17 protein-coding genes are annotated in these 19,814 nt (G+C 69.3%); 11 read left to right on the top strand and 6 right to left on the bottom strand.

From position 1 onward, the window contains the following. On the top strand, positions 1-558 hold a 558-nt coding region (locus tag V7004_RS09830; protein ID WP_334143678.1), incomplete at its 5' end, for a WS/DGAT domain-containing protein. Between the two features lie 28 nt (positions 559-586). Beyond that, complete coding sequence (locus tag V7004_RS09825; RefSeq protein WP_334143677.1) at positions 587-997, top strand: hypothetical protein; 411 nt, start codon at positions 587-589, stop codon at positions 995-997. Here the strand turns inward: V7004_RS09825 and V7004_RS09820 are convergent. From V7004_RS09820 to V7004_RS09800, 5 genes are all read right to left on the bottom strand, one after another. Next, a complete protein-coding gene (locus V7004_RS09820; protein ID WP_334143676.1) occupies positions 984-2,054 on the bottom strand; it encodes a Rieske 2Fe-2S domain-containing protein in 1,071 nt (356 codons plus the stop codon). The two genes, V7004_RS09825 and V7004_RS09820, sit on opposite strands and share 14 nt — an antisense overlap. Before the next feature lie 22 nt (positions 2,055-2,076). Continuing rightward, complete coding sequence (locus V7004_RS09815; protein WP_334143675.1) at positions 2,077-2,970, bottom strand: amidohydrolase family protein; 894 nt, start codon at positions 2,968-2,970, stop codon at positions 2,077-2,079. A gap of 194 nt (positions 2,971-3,164) precedes the next feature. After that, complete coding sequence (locus tag V7004_RS09810; RefSeq protein WP_334143674.1) at positions 3,165-3,374, bottom strand: hypothetical protein; 210 nt, start codon at positions 3,372-3,374, stop codon at positions 3,165-3,167. A 77-nt stretch (positions 3,375-3,451) separates the two neighbouring features. Further along, positions 3,452-4,522: a lysylphosphatidylglycerol synthase transmembrane domain-containing protein gene (locus V7004_RS09805; RefSeq protein ID WP_334143673.1), complete on the bottom strand. Its 1,071-nt coding sequence runs from the start codon at positions 4,520-4,522 to the stop codon at positions 3,452-3,454. 40 nt (positions 4,523-4,562) lie between these two features. Then, positions 4,563-5,495 (bottom strand): alpha/beta fold hydrolase, encoded by a 933-nt coding sequence (locus V7004_RS09800; RefSeq protein ID WP_334143679.1) that lies wholly within the window; start codon positions 5,493-5,495, stop codon positions 4,563-4,565. Positions 5,496-5,568: 73 nt separating this feature from the next. Between V7004_RS09800 and V7004_RS09795 the strand changes: the two genes are divergently transcribed. After that, the gene (locus V7004_RS09795; RefSeq protein WP_334143671.1) at positions 5,569-6,297 is read left to right on the top strand and encodes a hypothetical protein; all 729 of its coding nucleotides are present in this window, start codon (positions 5,569-5,571) and stop codon (positions 6,295-6,297) included. Positions 6,298-6,337: 40 nt separating this feature from the next. On the opposite strand, the gene V7004_RS09790 is transcribed toward V7004_RS09795, so the two are convergent. Next, on the bottom strand, positions 6,338-7,573 hold the full coding sequence (locus V7004_RS09790) for a CaiB/BaiF CoA transferase family protein (protein ID WP_334143669.1): 1,236 nt from the start codon (positions 7,571-7,573) through the stop codon (positions 6,338-6,340). A 220-nt stretch (positions 7,574-7,793) separates the two neighbouring features. Here V7004_RS09790 and V7004_RS09785 point away from each other — a divergent pair, with 220 nt between their 5' ends. The 8 genes from V7004_RS09785 to glgB form a co-directional block, all read left to right on the top strand. Next, positions 7,794-7,988, top strand: coding sequence for a ferredoxin (locus V7004_RS09785; RefSeq protein WP_208027417.1), 195 nt, complete (start codon positions 7,794-7,796; stop codon positions 7,986-7,988). Positions 7,989-8,012: 24 nt separating this feature from the next. Beyond that, positions 8,013-9,212 (top strand): NAD(P)/FAD-dependent oxidoreductase, encoded by a 1,200-nt coding sequence (locus V7004_RS09780; protein ID WP_334143667.1) that lies wholly within the window; start codon positions 8,013-8,015, stop codon positions 9,210-9,212. A 45-nt stretch (positions 9,213-9,257) separates the two neighbouring features. Continuing rightward, positions 9,258-9,764 carry an NUDIX domain-containing protein gene (locus tag V7004_RS09775; RefSeq protein ID WP_334143665.1) on the top strand — a complete coding sequence of 169 codons (507 nt, stop codon included), beginning with the start codon at positions 9,258-9,260 and terminating at the stop codon, positions 9,762-9,764. Positions 9,765-9,782: 18 nt separating this feature from the next. Continuing rightward, a complete protein-coding gene (locus V7004_RS09770; protein ID WP_334143664.1) occupies positions 9,783-10,415 on the top strand; it encodes a lysoplasmalogenase in 633 nt (210 codons plus the stop codon). Between the two features lie 76 nt (positions 10,416-10,491). Beyond that, the gene (locus V7004_RS09765) at positions 10,492-12,501 is read left to right on the top strand and encodes an alpha-1,4-glucan--maltose-1-phosphate maltosyltransferase (protein WP_334143663.1); all 2,010 of its coding nucleotides are present in this window, start codon (positions 10,492-10,494) and stop codon (positions 12,499-12,501) included. Then, complete coding sequence (gene treS / locus V7004_RS09760; RefSeq protein ID WP_334143662.1) at positions 12,498-15,869, top strand: maltose alpha-D-glucosyltransferase; 3,372 nt, start codon at positions 12,498-12,500, stop codon at positions 15,867-15,869. The genes V7004_RS09765 and treS overlap by 4 nt, the downstream gene beginning before the upstream one ends. Positions 15,870-15,877: 8 nt before the next feature. Beyond that, positions 15,878-18,007, top strand: a complete 2,130-nt coding sequence (gene malQ, locus V7004_RS09755; protein WP_334143661.1) for a 4-alpha-glucanotransferase — start codon at positions 15,878-15,880, stop codon at positions 18,005-18,007. Between the two features lie 29 nt (positions 18,008-18,036). Next, the coding region (glgB, locus tag V7004_RS09750) for a 1,4-alpha-glucan branching protein GlgB (RefSeq protein WP_442968039.1) at positions 18,037-19,814 on the top strand (1,778 nt) is incomplete at its 3' end.

The raw sequence follows: 19,814 nt of genomic DNA, 5'->3' as shown, positions 1-19,814 counted from the left end.
GCCGGGGTGCCGGTGGGCATCGACGCGGGCGGTGGCGGGCGGCTCGGGGGGAACCGGGTCTCGAACCTGTTCACCTACCTGGCCACCGACGAGCCGGATCCGGTGCGGCGGTTGCTCCGGATTCACGAGGTGACCGCTGAGGCCAAGGCCGTGCAGGCCATCATCGGCCCGGAGACGTTCGCCTCCTGGGTGCAGTACACGCCGCCACGGCCCTACGCGTGGGTCGTGCGCCAGTACTCCGGTCATCATCTGGCCGACCGCCACCCGCCTCCCATCAACCTCGTGGTGTCGAACGTGCCGGGGCCTTCCCGCCCGTTGCGGACCGCCGGTGCCCGCCTGAAGGAGATCTACTCGGTGGGTCCCATCCTGGAGGGCATCGGGCTGAACGTGACGGTGTGGAGCTACCTCGGCGGCTTGTACGTGGGCACGCTCGCCTGCCGTGACACGCTTCCCGATCCGCACCGGATCACCGATGCCATGCACGACGCGCTCGGCGAGCTGGTGGCATCGGCGCGTCAGGCGCCGATGCCCCGTCCCGTCAGCCGGTCCGCCGGTTGAGGAGCTGCAAGGGGCAGGGAGTGACTCGATGACCGGTCGGTGGCGCTCGCTGTGGGGGGTTGCGAAGGGGTTGCTGCTCGCCTCGCTCGTGCCGCTCGTGGTGGCGCTGGGGTGCTTCTTCGTGCCGGTGGAGAACCCTGGTGTGCAGCGGTGCGGCTCACCGCTGCTGTTCGCCGTTGGTGGAGAGCGCAACCAGCGAGTCGAGCGGGCGGGGATCGACGATCAGACCTACGACGCCCGGCGGGCGCAAGCCCCGTGCAGCGAGCGGGCTGAGGCGCGAGTCCGCATGGGCTTCGTGGCTGGTGCCGTGTTCGTGGTGTTGGCGGGCTCGGGTGCGGTGCTCGGGCTGATCGACGACCGACGTCGGTTGCGGGAAGCTCCCAGGTTCGAGGACCTCCTTGGTGACTGGCGGGGCGATCGCTCGGTCAGTCGCCCTTGATCGTTCGGGAGGCGGTCGGCGCGGGCTTCACGTACACCGGTTGTCCGGGGCCGGCCGGTGGGGGTGGGGGCCAGCTCTGCCGGGTGCTGTCCGAGCCACCGACGTAGAACTGGGCGTACCACTTTCGGAACCTGAGGTAGGGCGGGTCGGTGTCGGCCAGGGCGGGCCGGGGGATGAATGCTTTGTTCTCCCAGATCGGCCGGTCCTCCTCGAACTGCTTGCACACCTCGTCGATGAACGCCCGGCCAACACTCGAGGTCGCTCGTTCATCACCCAACTTGCGGACCTTGAAGTTGAACCGCACCTGGCAGTGGCCGGCGTCGATGGGGGTGGTTGTTCCCACCAGCAGGGTGTCGACGATCCCCCGGAACCAGGTCGTGCCGAAGCCCGGGCCCTGGTTCTCGATGTCGATGCGGCCGTCCACGACCCCTCGAGGGGTGGGGAAGCGCTGGACGGAGCGGGTGCGGGCCACCCATCCGTCGGTGTCGTACGACTCGATCTCGGGCACGGTGTCGGTGTGGTGGACGTAGCGGAAGTGGGGACCGTCGACGGTGTTCTCCGCCAGCTCCTGGGTGCCCGCGTTCACCGTGAAGTGGGCGGTGTGCCAGTCGGTGAACTCGTCGCTGGTGGCCTCGTCGGGCAGCCGCAGCTCCCACTTGGGCGGTTCGCCGAGCGGGTGGAACCAGGCCATGACGAAGTGGTCGGCCAGCTCCACCACCGGGTAGGAGTACACCGTTCCCTTCGCGTTCGTGCGCTCGCTGTAGGGAATGCAGGTGTTGTGGCCCTCACCGTCGAAGCGCCAGCCGTGGAACGGGCACTCGATCTCCGTGCCTCGGACCACGCCTCCGTGGCCCAGGTGCGCGCCCAGGTGCGGGCAGAAGGCGTCCTGTACGTGGGGATGCCCCTCCTCGTCACGCCACACCACGAGATGCCTGCCGAGGTAGTAGCGAGGCAGGACCGCGCCCGGCGGGAGCTCGTGGGACCAGGCCATCAGGAACCAGCCGAAGGGCATATCGAACGGGTAGCGGCCCTGGGTGCGCACCACCTCGCCGCCCATCGATGGAGTGGGTTCGCTCGGATCAGTCATCGAGTTTCAACACCTTTCTCGCGTTGTCGCGGAGGAACTTCGGCCAGACCTCCGCGCGCAGCGGCACGTCGCGCAGCTCCGCCATGATCCGCTCCAGGGTGAGACCCATCGGGAAGTAGCCGGCGTAGATGACCTTGTCGGCACCCCGGGTGTTGGCATAGTCGATGATCGCCTTGGGGTAGTAGCGGGGAGCGAAGGCGGAGGTGGAGTAGTAGAGGTTCGGCCACTTGAGCATGAGTTTCACCGCCAGATCCGCCCAGGGCTCGGCGCCGTGGCGCATGACGAAGCGCAGCTCCGGGAAGAACCAGCACACCTCGTCGATCAGCTCGACGTGCTGGCAGAGCATCGGCACCCGGGGCCCAGGCACACCCGCGCACACGAAGATCGGGATGTCGAGCTCCACACACGCGGCGTAGAAGGGGTAGACCCGCCGATCGTTGATCGGGACCTGCGGGTGGTTGCCGGCCGGGAACCACTGAGCGGCCACGGCGCCACCGGCCTCGACCGCGTCCCTGAGGGCCCGGACACCGTCCATCCCCTCGTTGGGGTCGATGGCGGCGGCGGCCACGAACCGGTCCGGATGCTCCTTCAGGGCCCGGGCCTGTGGTCCCTCGGTGGCGTAGCCAATGAGGGCGGTGTCGATCCCGTGAGCATCCATCTGGGCGAGCGTCCACTCGACCGGATCGCCGGTGGGGCCGCCCGGGACGTCTTTGAACATGTACTGCGCGGGGAACTCGAACTCTTCGAGGCTCTCGCGATCGCGCAGCTGCGGCTTCAGGAACTCGTACCAGCTCTCGCGATCGTCCTCGGGGATCCCGAGCATGGTGTCGATGATGCCGATGCCCTCGGGCCCGGTCGCCGGGAACCCCCCCGTCGGCGTATGCATCCCGGCAGTATACGGCGCCTCGGGTGAGAACTAGAACGCGTTCTACTCCTGCCCGGCGGCCGGTGCGGCGCCCGCAGGGAAGCGGCACATCGCCGTAGCGGAGCAGGGCGCCCGCCCGTCGGGGGCCGGGCGGGCGCCCGGCACGCAGAAGCTGACGGGAGACCACGAGCTCCTGCGGGGGATCGGTGGGCAGGTCACGCCGCGGGGTGGATGTCCTCGTCGGGGACGCCGGCTTGCAGCTCGGCGAGCCAGGCCTCGAGCTCCAGCTCGCTCGCCCGCCGCCGGTACGCGCTCGCCAGCGGCGCTGACAGGAGCCGGGCCTGCTCTCGAAGGCTCTTCGCCCGCTCGCGCAGGACTGATGCGGCTCGCATGAGCTCGGTGTCGACCTCGGTGATGCGACTCACGGCGCCTCCCCTCGTGATCGAATCCGTCTCAGCGGTCAACCGATTCTTTCGTACCCGTCCTCTTCCCGGCCCATGCCTCAGGCCGGGGTCGTAGCTGGGGGTGTGCCGTAGCGGTGCCGGAAGGCGATCCATGCCCCGAGCCCTGCCGGCAGGGGGAGCCAGTAGGAGGCGACGCGGTACGCGAGCGTCGCCAGCAGGGCTTGTTCGCCGCCGATTCCCGCCAGCGCCAGCGTGGCGGTGAGTCCGGCCTCCACGAAGCCGAGCCCGCCAGGGGTGATGGGAATCATCCCCAGGACGGCACCCGCACCGTAGGCCAGCAACACCAGGCTGAGATGCGGGCTCGCCCCCACCGCGTAGAGCGCCGCGACCAGGGCCAGGTAGTCGAAGAGCCAGTTCCCGACCGCCGCAGCCAGAGCCTGCTCCCAGCGGCTGCCCAGCGCGGAGACGACCAGGTCGCGCTGGCGGATGAGACCGGCTGCAGTTGGGGGATTCGGCCGGCCCACTCGCAGGTAGATCCAGTGGCCGACCCGCTCGATGACCGTGCCCGCGAGCTTGAGGGGACGATCGAAGCGCACCACCAGGAACGCCGCGCCGAACAGCACCACGAACACCAGCGCGCCTCCCCAGGCAACGAGCGCGAGGCTGCGCGGCACCGGCGCACCGAATATCGAGCCCAACACCGCCACCAGAGGGAGGGCGAAGAGCACGCCGTTGGAGATGAAGGAGGTGGCGGCGATCGCGGCCCCGGCCTGGGTGCGGTCCACCCCCGACACCGACAGCATGCGCCAGCCGATCGCGGTCCCGATAGCCGGCCCCCCCGGAACGATCCGGCTCACGGCGTTGGCGACCAGCTGCGAGGTGGCCGCCACGAACCAGCTCACCCCGGGCACCGCGATGCGGGTCAACCACCACACGCAGGTGAAGCTCGCGATCTCGAAGCCGAGGACGGCCACGAACCACAGCGGGTTGAGCTCGAGGAGCCGGGGTGCCTGGGCGAAGACCGCGAGTACGCGCGGCAGCAACCCGTAGAGCACCGTGGCCGAGACCACGAGCAGGACCACCCGGGCGATGATCCGCCATCGTGAAGGCCGGCGAGTGGGAACCTCGGCGCCGTTGGCTTCGACGGCGCGGTCGGACTCCCCAGCCATGCCCACGAAAGTCTCAGGGTAGTGGGGGGAACTCGGCTGGCTAGCGCCGCGCCTGCGGCGGCCCACCAGTCAGCAGCGCGTGCCAGTCGCGAGGGTCCAGCCGCATGGGCTCGGTGCTTTCCACGAAGTCATCCAGCACGTCGATGAACTTCTGGGGCTGCTCGGCGTGGGGGAAGTGCCCGGCGTCGTCGAAGATCTCCAGCCGGCTACCGGGCAGTGCGGCGTGAGCGGCATGGGCGTGCGAGACCGGGATGATGTGGTCCTGCGCGCCCCAGATGATGAGGGTGGGCACGTGGCGGGCCAGGTAGAGGCGGTCGTGTGCGGTGACGGTCTGCCCGCTGACGTCGATGACCCCGCGCAGCGTGCGGACGAAGGCGGCGCGGGTGTCGGGCTCCGTGAGGGAGACGTAGCTGCGCCACTCCTCCTCCAGGTGCGGTGCTCTGATGCCCCGTGCTCCCAGCCAGCGGCTCACGGCGTTCCCCACGTCTCGTACGAACCCGGGGAACAGGATCGGCATGGCGTACTCCGACGCGGGCAGGGTCAGCGCTCGCAGGATCCACGAGACCTCCTTGCCCAGCCCACCGCTGCACACGAGCACCAGGCGTTCGCAGCGCTCGGGATGCTGGTAGGCGAGCTGCATGACCACCCCGCCACCGAGGGAGTGCCCCACGAGGGTGGCCCGCTCGACCCCCAGCGCGATCAGCAGGTCGCGCAACAGGCTGGCGAAGTTGCCGAGGGAGTAGTCGTGGCGGGGCTTGGACGAGGTGCCGTGCCCGAGCAGGTCGGGGGCGATGACGGTGTGGTGCCGGCCGAGGCTCGGCATCACCGACCGCCACGTGGTGGCACTGCCCGCCATGCCGTGCACGAGCAGCAGGACCGGCCGGTCCTCGGCCGGGTCGCCGCAGATCCGGTACGAGACGTCGTAGCCGTGGATCTTCGCCGTTCGCCGCTCGACCGGCCGTTCGGCCTGCATTGCCACCCTCGGCAAGGTAGCCGCCTGCCGAGCAGTTCGCGCCGTGGCGGGACCCGATCTAGGGTCGGCGTCCGTGCGACCGCTCTACCTGCACGAGGTGATCGACATCCGCGGCGAGCAGGCCGTGCCCTACATGGAGCGCAGCGTGCTCGCCTTCCGCTCCGAGACGACCGACCGAGGGCTCGAGCTGTACGGCACCTGGTACGTCATGGGCAGCACCGGCCGGTGGCCGCAGGTGGTCAACATCTGGGAGATGGCCGACGGTTGGGATGGCTGGGAACGACTCTGCCGCAGCACCAACCTCCGCCGTGAGTCGAACGAGGAGCTCGCCCAGTGGTGGCGGGAGGCCTACGAGCGGCGCACGGGTGGCTTCGACCGGCTGCTCGGTGCCGTGGCGGGAACCCGTACGCTGGCGGACCTCGAGCGCGAGCCCGTCACGGCCACCCTGTTCGTCCACGAGCTGACGAGGGTTCGCCCGGGCGCCGCACTCGATTACCTCGAGGCGGTGCGCGAGGAGTGGGCGCCCGTCGCGGCCGACCACGGGCACCTGCTGGTCGGGCTGTTCGAGGTGTTGATGGGCGACTCGGAGGTCTGCACCGTCTGGGCCACCGACCTCGAATCGCACGTCGAGATGGGCAAGGCGGCCGACGCGGCCTGCGGGTTCGGCGGCGGCTCGGTTCCAGCCGACGAGCGCATCCCTGCCTGGCGGGCACGAGCCCGGGAGTTCACCACCCGCTGGCGGGAGGAGCTGATGATCCCGTGTCCCGGCACCCCGATGGGCCCGGCGACATGGGCGAGCTGACTCGGCGCGGGGCCAGAGCTCCGGACCCTGGTCAGGGGTGTCAGGAGCCGAAGGCGCCGGCGGCCCGCAGCGCGGCGATGCGCTCGTCGTCGTAGCCCAGCAGCTCGCGCAGCACCTGATCGCTGTGCTCGCCGAGCTCGGGCGCCCTGGTGGGGACCGGGAGCTCCTCGCCGACGAGCTTCACCGGGAACGGCAGTTCCTCCGCGCCGAGCACCTCGCGGGGGATCCAGCCGAGCCGGTCCTGGAACTGCGGGTCCTGTGCGATGGTCTGGGGAGTGTTCACCGGGGCGATGGTGGTGTTGTGCTCGTCTGCGAAGGCGATCCACTCGGCCGAGGTCTTCGACTTGAAGATCTCGCGCAGTTCCGCCTGGAGCTCGCGGTTGTGGCGGGCATGGTCCGCGTACTGGCTCCCCGGCCAACGCTCGAACAGGTCCATCCGGTCGACGCCCTGGCAGAAGTTCTTCCAGAAGACCTGCTCGGAAGCCATGAACAGCACGTGCCCATCGGCGCTCTCGTAGAGCTGGTAGCGCACCCCGCCGCGCATGCCCGCGATGCCGGGAGCCCGCCGTTCGTAGTTGTCGGACTTGTTGCCGGTGACCTCCGACTCGGGCCGCTCGTAGGCCTTGTAGGTCTCGGAGCGGTACCAGTCGAACGCGGCCGCGGCGTCGGACTGCGCGAGCTCCATCCGGCAACCCTCGCCGGTGTCCCGGGCCCGCAGGATGCCTGCCAGGATGCCCAGCGCGCCGTACAGCGGTGCGGCGTTGATGCCGATCGAGACGTGGTCGGGGATGTAGCAGAAGCCGTCCTCGTCGTAGGCAGGGTCGACGATGCCTGCCCAGGTGTCGTACGCGATGCCGTGGCTCGGCAGGTTCTTGTAGGGACCGGTCATGCCGTAGCCGGAGATGGTGCAGAACACGATGCGGGGATTGACCTCGAGCAGGCGCTCGTAGCCCAGCCCGAGCTTGTCCAGCACGCCCGGGCGCATGGCTTCGACCACCGCGTCTGCCGACCGCACCAGCTCCCGGAAGGTCTCGGCCCCGGGCTCGGACTTGAGGTCCAGCACGATGCTGCGCTTCCCGCGGTTGATGTGCAGGTGCATGAGCGAGGTGCCTTCGACGATGGGCCAGGTCATCTCGCGGACGTAGTCGCCGGTGGGTGACTCGACCTTGACGACCTCGGCGCCCAGGTCGGCGAGGTGGGTGGTGATGGCGGCCGGACCGAGCAGGGAGCACTCGATGATGCGGACGCCGGCGAGCGGTGGGCGGGGACTGGTCATGGCCGGTCACCATATCTGACGACCCATCAGAAATGCGATGCGGGTCGCTTGCGCCCCGGCCCCTCCGCGAACTGGCTGGTCAAACGCGTGCCAGGGCACGCGTTTGACCTGCCAGTTCGGGTTGGGGGCAAGATGGCAGCTGCGGGGTGGGTTGCGAGGGCCGAGGCCTGAGGAGCCGGCCGCCAGGACCGAGCGATCGAGAGCGAGAGGAGACCGGACCATGCGAGTGGTGGTCGACTTCGATCTGTGTGAGAGCAACGCCGTGTGCATGGGCATCGCGCCCGAGGTGTTCGAGGTGCGAGACGACGATTTCCTCTACATCCTCGACGAGCACCCGCCCGAGGAGCTGCGCCCCAAGATCGAGGAAGCGGTGCAGCGCTGTCCCAAGCAGGCCATCTCGATCGTCGACGACTGAACCGGGCGGGAGGCGATGCCGCCCATGATCGAACGGATCGCCATCGTGGGGGCATCCCTCGCCGGCATGCACGCCGCGCACACGCTCCGCCGGGAAGGCTTCGACGGTCAGCTCACGGTCATCGACGCCGATCCCCACACCCCTTACGATCGCCCGCCGCTGTCCAAGCAGGTGCTGGCCGGCGAGTGGGACGCTGAGCGGATCACGTTGCCGGCTGCGCTCGAGGACCTCGACATCGACTGGCGTCTCGGTCGCGCCGCGTCGGCCCTCGACGTGGGTGCTCGGAGGCTCTCGCTGGCCGACGGCACGGTGGTGAGCTTCGATGGTTGTGTCGTGGCCACCGGAGCCGTGCCCCGCCGGCTCCCCAGCCAACCGGAGCTGGCGGGCATCCACCTGCTGCGAACGCTGGACGACTGTCTCGCCATTCGGGCCGATCTCGATGCCGGCCCTTCGCGGGTGGTGGTGATCGGCGCGGGGTTCATCGGTGCCGAGGTGGCAGCCACCTGCCGTCACCGTGGTCTGGCGGTGACCCTGGTCGAGGTGGCCCAGGTCCCCCTCGAGCGGGCGCTCGGCCGGGAGATCGGGCAGGTGTGCGCGGACCTGCACCGCGACCACGGTGTCGACGTGCGTCTCGGTACGGGCGTGGAGGCCTTCCTCGGCGACGGTCGTCTCGAACGGGTCGCGCTCTCCGATGGCTCGGTGGTGGCAGCCGAGGTGGCGGTGATCGGGGTCGGCGTGACCCCGAACACCTCCTGGCTGGAAGGATCCGGCCTCCGTCTGGATGATGGGGTGGTCTGCGACGAGACCTTGCTCGCCGCGCCGGGGGTGGTGGCCGCAGGTGACATCGCCCGCTGGCCCAGCCGGCGCTTCGGCGAGCTGCTCCGCGTCGAGCATTGGGAGAACGCGGTGCAACAGGGCGAGGCCGCGGCTCGGCGGCTGCTGGTGAGCGAGGACGCGGCGGAGGGCTTCGACCCCATCCCGTGGTTCTGGAGTGATCAGTACGACCGCAAGATCCAGCTCGCCGGCCGCTCGAGCGCGGATCATGTCGTCGAGGTGGTGCACGGCTCGCTGGAGGAGAAGCGCTTCGTGGCCCTCTACGGCCGGGACGGGGTGGTGACGGGGGTGCTCGGCTTCAACCGTCCCCGCCACGTCATGCAGCTCCGCCAGCTCGTGGCCGACGCGGTGCCCTGGGCCGAGGCCGTCGAGCGGGCTCGGCAGTTGTGAAGAGTCGTTGAGCGTGGGCGAATCCGAGCGTCTCTGGAGATCCCGATGACCGTCACCTCATCCGAGCACGAACTCGTCGACGTCCTGGACGCCGCAGGGACGGTGGTCGGGACGGCACCGCGCTGGCAGGTGCGCCGCGACAACCTGTTGCACCGCTCGGTGTTCGTCGCCGTGGTGAACGACGCCGCCGAGCTACTGGTCCACCGGCGGGCGGACTGGAAGGACGTCTGGCCGGGGCATTGGGATCTCGCGTTCGGGGGCGTCGTCGACCATGGTGAGGCCTGGGAGGCTGCCGCGATGCGCGAGCTGGCCGAGGAGGCCGGCATCGCAGCCGAGCTCGTCTACCTGGGAGAAGGCCGATACGAGGACGCCGTCGTACGGGAGATCGCCCGGGTCTACCTCGCCCGCCACGATGGACCGGTGTCCTTCCACGACGGCGAGGTCACCGCGGTCGAGTGGGTGCCGTTGGCCGCGATGCGAGCATGGCTCGAGGGACGCGAGGTCTGCCCGGACAGCCGCGATCTCGTTCTCCCGCGCCTCGATGCGCCCTAGCCGTCAGGAGAGGCGGCGATGACCGGCGTGGCCGCGCTGTGGTTCGCTTTGGCCCTCACCGTCGCGGTCGGGGACTGGTTGGCGGTGCACGCCGGCCGGCGGACGGTCGAGTACGTCGCGAAGCCCCTCACCATGGTGCTGCTCATCGGGGCCGCTCTGGCCCTCGACCCGGTGGATCCGGCGGTGCGGGTGGCGTTCGTGGTCGCTCTGGCGTTCTCGCTGGCGGGCGACATCTTCCTGATGCTGCCGCGCGACCTCTTCGTCGCCGGACTCGCCTCCTTCCTGATCGGCCATCTCGCCTACATCACCGGACTCCAACTCCGGGGCCAGTCAGGGGGGTGGTTCGTCCTGGGCCTGGTGGTCGTGCTCGCGGTGATCCTCGTGGTGGGGGTGCGGATCGTGCGAGCGGTGAGAGCGGACGACGATGCGCTCGCCGTACCGGTGACCGCCTACCTCGCGGTGATCTCGCTGATGGTGGCGAGCGCGTTCGGCACCGGCAACGGGTTCGCCATAGCCGGCGCTCTGCTCTTCTACGCCTCTGACGCGATGATCGCCTGGAACCGCTTCGTCCAGCCCCACCCCTGGGCTCGGGTGGCGATCATGACCACCTATCACCTGGGGCAGTTCGGCCTGGTCCTCTCGCTGGTCTGAGCACCCTTCGTGCCCGGCGTCGGCGGACGGGGTGCCCGAGTGGGCTGATCGGCGACCGGCTAGAAAGAGTGCCGTCATGGCATCGAGCGGCAAGGTCGGAGGCGCGCCGCCGCCGCGCATCGTCATCGAGGACGTGATGCCGCAGGTGGCCGGCGGACGGTTCCCCGTGAAGCGGGTCGTGGGCGAGCCGGTCGACGTGCGCGCCACCGTGTACGCGGACGGTCACGACGTGCTCTACCCGGTGCTCGCCCATCGCCCCCCCGACGCCCGCCGCTGGATCGAGGTGCCGATGGGGGCCACGAACCCCGGTCTCGACCTGTGGGAGGCCCGGTTCGTGCCGCTCGTCGAGGGCGTGCACCGTTTCCGGGTCGTGGCCTGGATCGACGGGTTCGGCTCGTGGCAGCAGGCCACGTTGCGCAAGCTCGAGGCGGGCGTCGACATCACCTCCGATCTCCTGGCCGGCGCCGCCCTCCTCGAGGAGGCCGGGAAGCGGGCCCCGGCGCGCCAGCAGGCCGCCTACCAGGAGGCGGCCGCCCGGCTCCGAGGGGGTGACACCATCGATCTCACCGACCCCGGCGGGGACGACCGGCCCTCTGCGGGGACGCTCTATCGCCGGACCCTGCGGCTGTCCGAGGCCACCGTGGGTGAGACGGTCGAGGTGCTCGTCGAGTGGGAGCGGGCCCTGTTCAGCGCCTGGTACGAGCTGTTCCCCCGATCGTGGAGCACCGATCCGCAGCGGCGCCCCCACGGCACCCTGCGCGACGTCACCGCCCGGCTCGACTACGTCGCCGAGCTCGGCTTCGACGTGTTGTACCTCGCCCCGATCCACCCGATCGGCACGTCCTTCCGCAAGGGACGGAACAACACCGAGACCAGTGGCCCCGACGATCCCGGGAGCCCCTGGGCGATCGGTGGTCCGGCTGGCGGGCACACCGCGATCCACCCGGAGCTGGGCACCATCGACGACTTCCGCGAGCTGGTCGAGGTCGCCGCCGGCAACGGGATCGACGTGGCCCTCGACCTGGCCTTCCAGTGCTCGCCCGACCATCCGTGGGTCACCGAGCATCCCGAGTGGTTCAGGCACCGGCCTGACGGCACCATCCAGTACGCTGAGAACCCCCCGAAGAAGTACCAGGACATCTACCCGCTGGACTTCGAGACCCCCGCGTGGCGTTCGCTGTGGGAGGCCCTGCGCGACGTGGTGCGGTTCTGGCTCGACCAGGGCGTGCGGATCTTCCGGGTGGACAACCCGCACACCAAGCCGTTCGCCTTCTGGGAATGGCTGATCGCCGACGTGCGCACCACCCATCCCCGCACCATCTTCCTCTCGGAGGCCTTCACCCGGCCCCGGCCGATGCACCGCCTGGCCCAGCTGGGGTTCACCCAGTCCTACACGTACTTCACCTGGCGGGTCTCCAAGGCGGAGCTCACGGAGTACTTCACCGAGCTGGCCAGCCCCCCGAGCGTCGATGAGCTTCGACCGAACGCCTGGCCCAACACGCCGGACATCCTGCCCTGGCATCTCCAGGACGCGCCGAGGGAGATGAACGCGCTGCGGGTCTTCCTCGCTGCCACCCTCAGTCCCAGCTACGGCATCTACGGTCCGGCGTTCGAGCTGGCCGACAACCGCCCGGCGGGCAACGGCAAGGAGGAGTACGCCGACTCCGAGAAGTACGAGATCCGCCGGTGGGATCTGGACGACCCTGGCAGTATCCGGCCGCTGATCGCGACGCTGAACCGCGCCCGCCGGGACCACGCGGCGTTGCGTACGCTACGCACCCTTCGGTTCCACGACGTCTCCAACGACCTGATGCTGGCGTACTCGAAGACCCCGCACGGCGGCCCGAACCCCGATCCGGCTGACCCGGCGAGCAACGCCGTGCTCTGTGTCGCCAACCTCGATGTCCGGTCGACCCAGGTGGGGATGGTGACCCTCGACCTGCCCACGCTGGGCGTCGACCCGTCGCGCCCGTTCGAGGCGCATGACCTGCTCACGGGCGAGCGCTTCGAATGGGGCCCGACCAACTACGTCGAGCTGCGTCCGGGCCAGCGCCCGGGCCATCTGCTCAGGATCAGCCAGACGTGATCGACGAGAGCCACCGCCCGGATCTCTCCGAGTCCGACTGGTACAAGGACGCCGTCATCTATGAGTTGCACGTCCGGGCGTTCGGCGACTCCAACGGTGACGGGATCGGGGACTTCGACGGGTTGACCGCGAAGCTCGACTACCTCCAGCAACTCGGCGTCACCGCGCTGTGGTTGCTCCCGTTCTACCCGTCACCCCTGCGCGACGACGGCTACGACATCGCCGACTACGGCGGCATCAACCCCGCCTACGGCGATCTGCGGTCGTTCCGGCGGTTCCTCCGTGAAGCACACCGTCGGGGGCTGCGGGTGATCACCGAGCTTGTTCTGAACCACACCAGCGACCAGCACCCGTGGTTCCAGCGGGCTCGCCGGGCCAAGCCGGGAAGCAGGTGGCGGGACTTCTACGTGTGGAGTGACACACCCGATCGCTACCCGGACGTGCGGGTGATCTTCGAGGACTTCGAGACCTCGAACTGGACCTGGGACCCGGTCGCCGGGGCCTACTACTGGCACCGGTTCTTCTCCCACCAGCCCGATCTCAACTACGACAACCCCGAGGTGCGCTCCTCCATGCTGCGGGTGGTGGACCGGTGGTTGGAGATGGGCGTCGACGGGGTGCGGCTCGACGCGGTGCCGTACCTGTTCGAGCGGGAGGGAACCAACGGGGAGAACCTCCCCGAGACGCACCTGTTCCTCAAGGAGCTGCGCGCCCACATCGACGCCCACTATCCGGGGCGCATGCTGTTGGCGGAGGCGAACCAGTGGCCGGAGGACGCGGTGGCCTATTTCGGGGACGGCGACGAGTGCCACATGGCGTTCCACTTCCCGCTCATGCCGCGGCTGTTCATGTCCCTGCGGATGGAGGACCGCCATCCGGTCATCGACATCCTCCAGCAGACACCGGACATCCCCGCCTCCGCCCAGTGGGCACTCTTCCTGCGCAACCACGACGAGCTGACCCTCGAGATGGTGACCGACGAGGAGCGCGACTACATGTACCGCGCATACGCCACGGACCCGCAGATGCGGGTGAACCTCGGCATCCGGCGCAGGCTCGCGCCGTTGATGGGCAACGACCGCCGCAAGATCGAGCTCATGAACGGGTTGCTGTTCGCCCTGCCCGGTACACCTGTCATCTACTACGGCGACGAGCTCGGCATGGGCGACAACGTTTACCTGGGTGACCGCAACAGCGTGCGCACGCCGATGCAGTGGAGCCCGGACCGCAACGCGGGGTTCTCGTCCGCCAACCCACAGCAGCTGTTCCTGCCGGTGATCATCGATCCCGAGTACCACTACGAGACCGTCAACGTCGAGGCCCAGCACCAGAACCCCAGCTCGCTGCTGTGGTGGATGCGCCGGATCATCGCCCTGCGTGCCCAGCACCGGGTCTTCGGTCGAGGCACGATCGAGTTCCTCTACCCAGAGAACGCGAAGGTGCTGGCCTTCCTCCGCCAGGACGACGACGAGACGGTGCTCGTGGTGGCGAACCTGTCGCGGTTCGCGCAGAGCGTCCATCTGGATCTCCACGACTACCGCGGCGCCATACCAGTCGAGATGTTCGGTGGCACGGAGTTCGCGCCCGTCCACGAGGCCCCGTATCAGCTCACCCTGGGGCCGTACGGCTTCTACTGGTTCTCGCTCACCTCACAGCGGATGGACGGAGCCTCGGGATTCCACGACGGCCACGACCTTCCCGAGCTGTCGGTGACCGGTGAGTGGCGAGCGCTCTTCCGAGGTCGGTCCCGTGCCGGTCTCGAGCAGGCGCTCCGGGGCTTCCTGGGCAGGAACCGCTGGTACGCGGGCAAGGCCCGATCGTTGCGCTCGGTCGAGGTGCTCGACTCGATCCCGCTGTCCTCCGGTAAGAGCAAGCCGGGTGCGTTCATCGTGCTCGCCCAGGTCGAGTATTCCGAGGGCGAGCCGGAGACCTACGTCCTGCCGCTCACCGTGGCGCCGTCGACCCGAGGGGAGGCGTTGCTGGCGGACAACCCGAACGCGGGCGTGGCCTGGGTACAGGTCCGGTCCAGCGGGGAGCGCCTCTTGCTGCTCGATGCCCTGGTCGATCCGACGTTCCTCGAAGCCGCCCTGGCCGTGTTCCGCAACCGGCGAGCCTTCAGCGCCTCGGGCAGCGGCGGTGGTGTCGTCCGCACCACCGTGAGTCCCCAGTTGCGCCGCCTGCTCTCGGGGATGGACGACGTGACCGTCCAGCCGCTGATGACCGAGCAGTCCAACACCTCGGCCGTGTTCGGCAGCACCGTCGTGATGAAGGTCTTCCGGCGGGCCCAGGAAGGGGTGAACCCCGACCTGGAGATCGGTCGATTCCTCACCGATCAGGGATTCGAGCACTCGGCCCCGCTGCTCGGTGCGCTCGAATACCACAAGGGCCGGGGTGAGCCGCGCACGCTGGCCGTCCTGTCGCAATACGTCCCGAACGAAGGCGACGCCTGGCACTACACCCTCGACGCGCTCGGGTTGTTCTACGAGCGGGCCAGCACGTACCTGCCGGGCTCGGGCATCGAGATCCCGCTGTGGGGCAACATCGTCGACTCGATCGCCCTCATGCCGCCCGATCCCATAGCGGACGCGATCGGCCCGTATCTCGACTCGGCCGCGCTGTTGGGGCAGCGGACGGCCGAGTTGCACCTCGCGTTGAGCAGCAGTGATGACGAGGCGTTCGTGCCGGAGCCGTTCACCACCTTGTACCAACGCTCGCTGTACCAGTCGATGCGCGCCCAGGTCCGCCCCACGCTGCAGCTCCTGCGCAAGGCACTCGGCGATCTCGACGATCGGACCCGGCGGGAGGCCGAGGAGGTGATCGAGTCCGAAGCCCGGATCCTCCAGATCTTCTCGGCGGTGACCTCCCATCGCATCGACGCGGCTCGCATCAGGCTCCACGGCGACTACCACCTCGGCCAGGTGCTGCATTCCGGGCGGGACTTCGTCATCATCGACTTCGAGGGCGAGCCGTCACGCTCACCCACCGAGCGACGCATCAAGCGAGGTGCGCTGGTCGACGTCGCGGGCATGTGCCGGTCGTTCCAGTACGCCGTCGAGGTGGGACTCCGCAGCTTCGAGGAGCGAGGGCTCCTCCAGCCCGACAAGCGCAACGAGCTCGAGCTCTTCGGCCTGGCCTGGGAGGTCTGGGTGACCATCCGGTTCCTGGCCGGGTATCTCGAGGCCGCCGAAGGGGCACCGTTCGTGCCGAAAGACCACGACGACGTTCGGACCTTGCTCATGGCCTACACCCTCGACAAGGCGCTCTACGAGATCCGCTACGAGCTCAACAGCAGGCCTGAATGGGCGCCCATCCCGATCCGTGGCGTGCGCCAGCTCCTCGAGGATGCTCGGCTCGCCGACGGTGGGTGAGCGTCCCCATGAACGACGGTGACCTCCCCGACGATCTGCACGGGCTGAGCGAGTGGTTCGGGGTGGAACCCCGCTACTGGAGCACGAAAGGGGAGCTCGTCGAGGCGGACCCCGAAGCACTGGTGGCGGTGTGCCGGGCCCGGGGCGTCGTCCTCGACGGCCCGCACGACCTGTCGCCGCTCCGGGCGCGGGTCATCGAGGATCTGACCCGTCCCGTGGCCCCGGTGGTGGTCGTCTGGGGCGATGGGCCGCTGGTGTTCGACGTCTGCCTCGACGAGCGGAACACCCCGGCCTGGTTGGGTCTCGAGGCGGAGCTGGAGGGCGGTGGCAACCACCGGTGGGATCGTGAGGTGGTCTCGCTGCCCATCGTGGACCGCCATGAGCTCGACGGCCGTTCGATGTCGGTGCGCCGGGTCGAGGTGAGTGCGAACCTGGCCATCGGCTACCACCGGCTTGTCGTCGAGCTCGGCTCGCACCACCATGATCTCCACCTGCTCGTGGCACCGGAACGGGTGTGCCAGCCGGCCCCGAACGACCGTCGGTGGGGGGTCTTCGTGCCGCTGTACAGCCTTCGCACCGAGCTGGGGGTCGGTCCCCACGTCGGCGACCTGGACGCGATCGCGGCCTGGGTCGGCCGGGAGGGCGGCTCCATCGTGGCCACGCTCCCACTGCTGGCGTCCTACCTGGATCGACCGTTCGATCCCAGCCCCTACGCCCCGGTCAGCCGGCGGTTCTGGAACGAGCTCTACCTCGATCTGGAGCGGTTGCCCGAGACGGCACGGTCGCCGCGCGCCCGGTCGCTGCTCGACCACCCCGACACCCAACGGGAGATCGCCGAGCTGCGGGCCGGCCCTGCGTTCGACTACGCGCGCCAGGCCCGCCTGTCACGGCAGGTGCTGGCCGAGCTGGCGGCCACCTTCATCCGGGAGGGTGGGCCGGCCTCGGAGGAGTTCCGGGCGTTCGCCGACACCTGTCCCGACGTGACCGACTATGCGCGCTTTCGTGCCGCCGCCAGCCGAGCGGGTCGCGGATGGCATGCCTGGCCGGAGCCGGCGCGCCTCGGGGTGCTGTCACCGGCGGACTACGACGATGCCGAGGTGGAGTTGCACCGGTACGCCCAGTTCGCGATGCACCGCCAGATGCGTGACCTCGCTGCGAGGCTGTCGGCCCGGGGTCAGGACCTCTACCTCGACCTGCCCGTCGGCGCCCACCCGGACGGGTATGACACCTGGCGTGAGCGGGGGCTGTTCGCCGAGGGCGCGAGCACCGGTGCCCCTCCCGACGACTTCTTCTCGGGTGGACAGGACTGGGGCTTCCCGCCGATCCAACCCGACGCCAGTCGGGCTCAGGGGCACCGCCATGTCGCTGAGTGCCTGCGCCATCACATGAAGGTCGCCGGGATGGTCAGGCTCGACCACGTCATGCAGCTGCACCGGCTGTACTGGGTACCCGAGGGGCTGGGCGCCACCCGGGGCGTGTACGTCCGCTACCCACGCCAGGAGCTGTTCGCGGTGGTGGCCATCGAGTCGGTGCGCAACTCGTGTCTCGTGGTGGGGGAGGATCTGGGTACGGTGCCCGACGAGGTGCGTGAGGCGATGGGCAGGCACGGGCTGATGGGCATGTACGTGGCGCAGTTCCAGCTTCCGAGCGCCACCGGGGCGGAGCTCCCATCGCCTCCACCCCGCGCCCTGGCGTCGGTCAACACCCACGACACCCCCACGTTCACGGGCTTCCTGCGCGCACTCGACATCGCAGGCCGTTTCGAGCTGGGGCTGCTCGACGAGTGGGACGCGGCGCGGGAGCGAACGGAGCGGGAGCAGGCGGTCGCCAACCTCGTTCGCTTCCTGGCGGAGCGAGGCTTGCTCGAGGAACCGGGCGGGGAGCATGAGATCCTGCGGGGCCTGCTGCGGTTCCTCGGCGAGAGCGACGCCCCTGCGGTCCTGGTGATGCTCGACGACCTGTGGGGTGAGACCGACCCGCACAACGTCCCCGGCACCCCACTCGACCGCCCCAACTGGGTGCAGCGCATGGCCCGGTCGCTGGCCAGCCTGGCCGGCGACCGGTCCGTGCTCGACGACCTCGCCGCACTCGAGCGCAGCCGGGCCCGCTCCCGGGCCCGGGCGGGGGAGATGGCGTGAGCGACGACGCGGGCCGCGAGCAGGTGTTCATGTCCGACGAGGACCTGTGGCTGTTCAACGAAGGGCTGCACACCCGGCTCTACGAGAAGTTGGGCTGTCACCTCCTCGGTGACGGCCGAGCGGTGTTCGGCGTGTGGGCGCCCAATGCCCGGCAGGTCTCGGTGATCGGTGACTTCAACGGTTGGCGAGGCGGTGTCGACGTGCTCGAGCCGCAGCGCTCGTCGGGCATCTGGCAGGGGACGGTCGACGGCGTCTCGGCCGGTGACTGCTACAAGTTCCACATCGAGTCGAGAGCTCGCGGCTACGTCGTCGACAAGGCCGACCCGTTCGCCTTCCACGCCGAGCAGCCGCCGCGCACCGCGTCGCGGGTGCATCGCTTCTCCCACGTGTGGAGCGACGGTGAGTGGATGCAGGGGCGGGCGGCGCGCAACTCCCTCGATGATCCGATGGCGATCTACGAGGTGCATCTGGGCTCGTGGCGCCATGCCGGGCACGAGCACCGTTCGCTCAACTACCGGGAGGTCGCCCCGGTGCTGGCGGCATACGTCGCCGAGCGCGGGTTCACCCACGTGGAGCTCCTCCCCGTCATGGAGCATCCGTTCTACGGCTCGTGGGGCTACCAGACGACCGGCTACTTCGCGCCCACCTCGCGCTTCGGCACACCGGAGGACTTCATGTATCTGGTCGACACCCTGCACCGGCACGGCATCGCCGTGATCCTGGACTGGGTGCCGTCGCACTTCCCAGCCGACGAGCACGGCCTCGGCTTCTTCGATGGAACGCACCTGTTCGAGCACGCCGACCCTCGCAAGGGTCGGCATCCCGATTGGGACAGCCTGATCTTCAACTACGACCGGCACGAGGTGCGCAGCTTCCTGCTGTCGAGCGCATGCTTCTGGCTCGACCGCTACCACGCCGACGGGCTTCGGGTCGACGCGGTGGCGTCGATGCTGTACCTGGACTACTCGCGCCGTGAGGGGGAGTGGATCCCGAACGAGCACGGTGGCAACGAGAACCTCGGTGCCCTGCGGTTCCTCAAGCAGCTCAACACGGTGGTCTACCGGGACTTCCCCGGCATCCAGACCTTCGCCGAGGAGTCCACCGCATGGCCCATGGTCTCACGACCGGTCGAGCTCGGCGGCCTGGGGTTCGGGTTGAAGTGGGACATGGGCTGGATGCACGACACCCTCCGGTACTTCGCCCGCGAGCCGGTGCACCGGCGCTACCACCATGGAGACCTGACCTTCCGAGCGATCTACGCGTTCACCGAGAACTTCTGCCTCCCGCTCTCGCACGACGAGGTGGTCCACGGTAAGGGCTCACTGCTGCACAAGATGCCCGGTGACCGCTGGCAGCAGTTCGCCAACCTGCGGCTGCTCTTCGGGTACATGTACGGCCTGCCGGGCAAGAAGCTGCTGTTCATGGGCGACGAGTGGGCCCAGTCGGAGGAGTGGGACCATGACCACCAGCTCCGCTGGGACCTGTTGGCGGTCGAGGACCATCGCGGGGTCCAGCAGTGGGTGACGGACTTGAACCGCCTCCACCGCGACGAGCCGGCGCTGCACGAGCTCGACACGGAGCCGGCGGGGTTCGAGTGGGTGGACGCCACCGACGCCGCCGCCAGCGTGCTGTCATTCCTGCGACTGCACCGGCGGGGCGAGGGTGGCGAGCCCACCACTCCGGGCGGTCGGGAGATCCTCGTGGTTTGCAACTTCACGCCCGTGCCACGTGAGGGCTACCGGGTGGGTGTGCCCCGGCTCGGGAGGTGGCTGGAGCTGGCCAACAGCGATGCGGGGGTGTATGGGGG

The sequence above is a fragment of the Rhabdothermincola sp. genome (genome assembly GCF_036846205.1).
In the GTDB taxonomy this organism is placed as follows: Bacteria; Actinomycetota; Acidimicrobiia; order Acidimicrobiales; family Acidimicrobilacustridaceae; genus Rhabdothermincola.
Note: the sequence above shows the minus strand (reverse complement) of the source record. Positions and strands in the feature narration are given on the sequence as shown.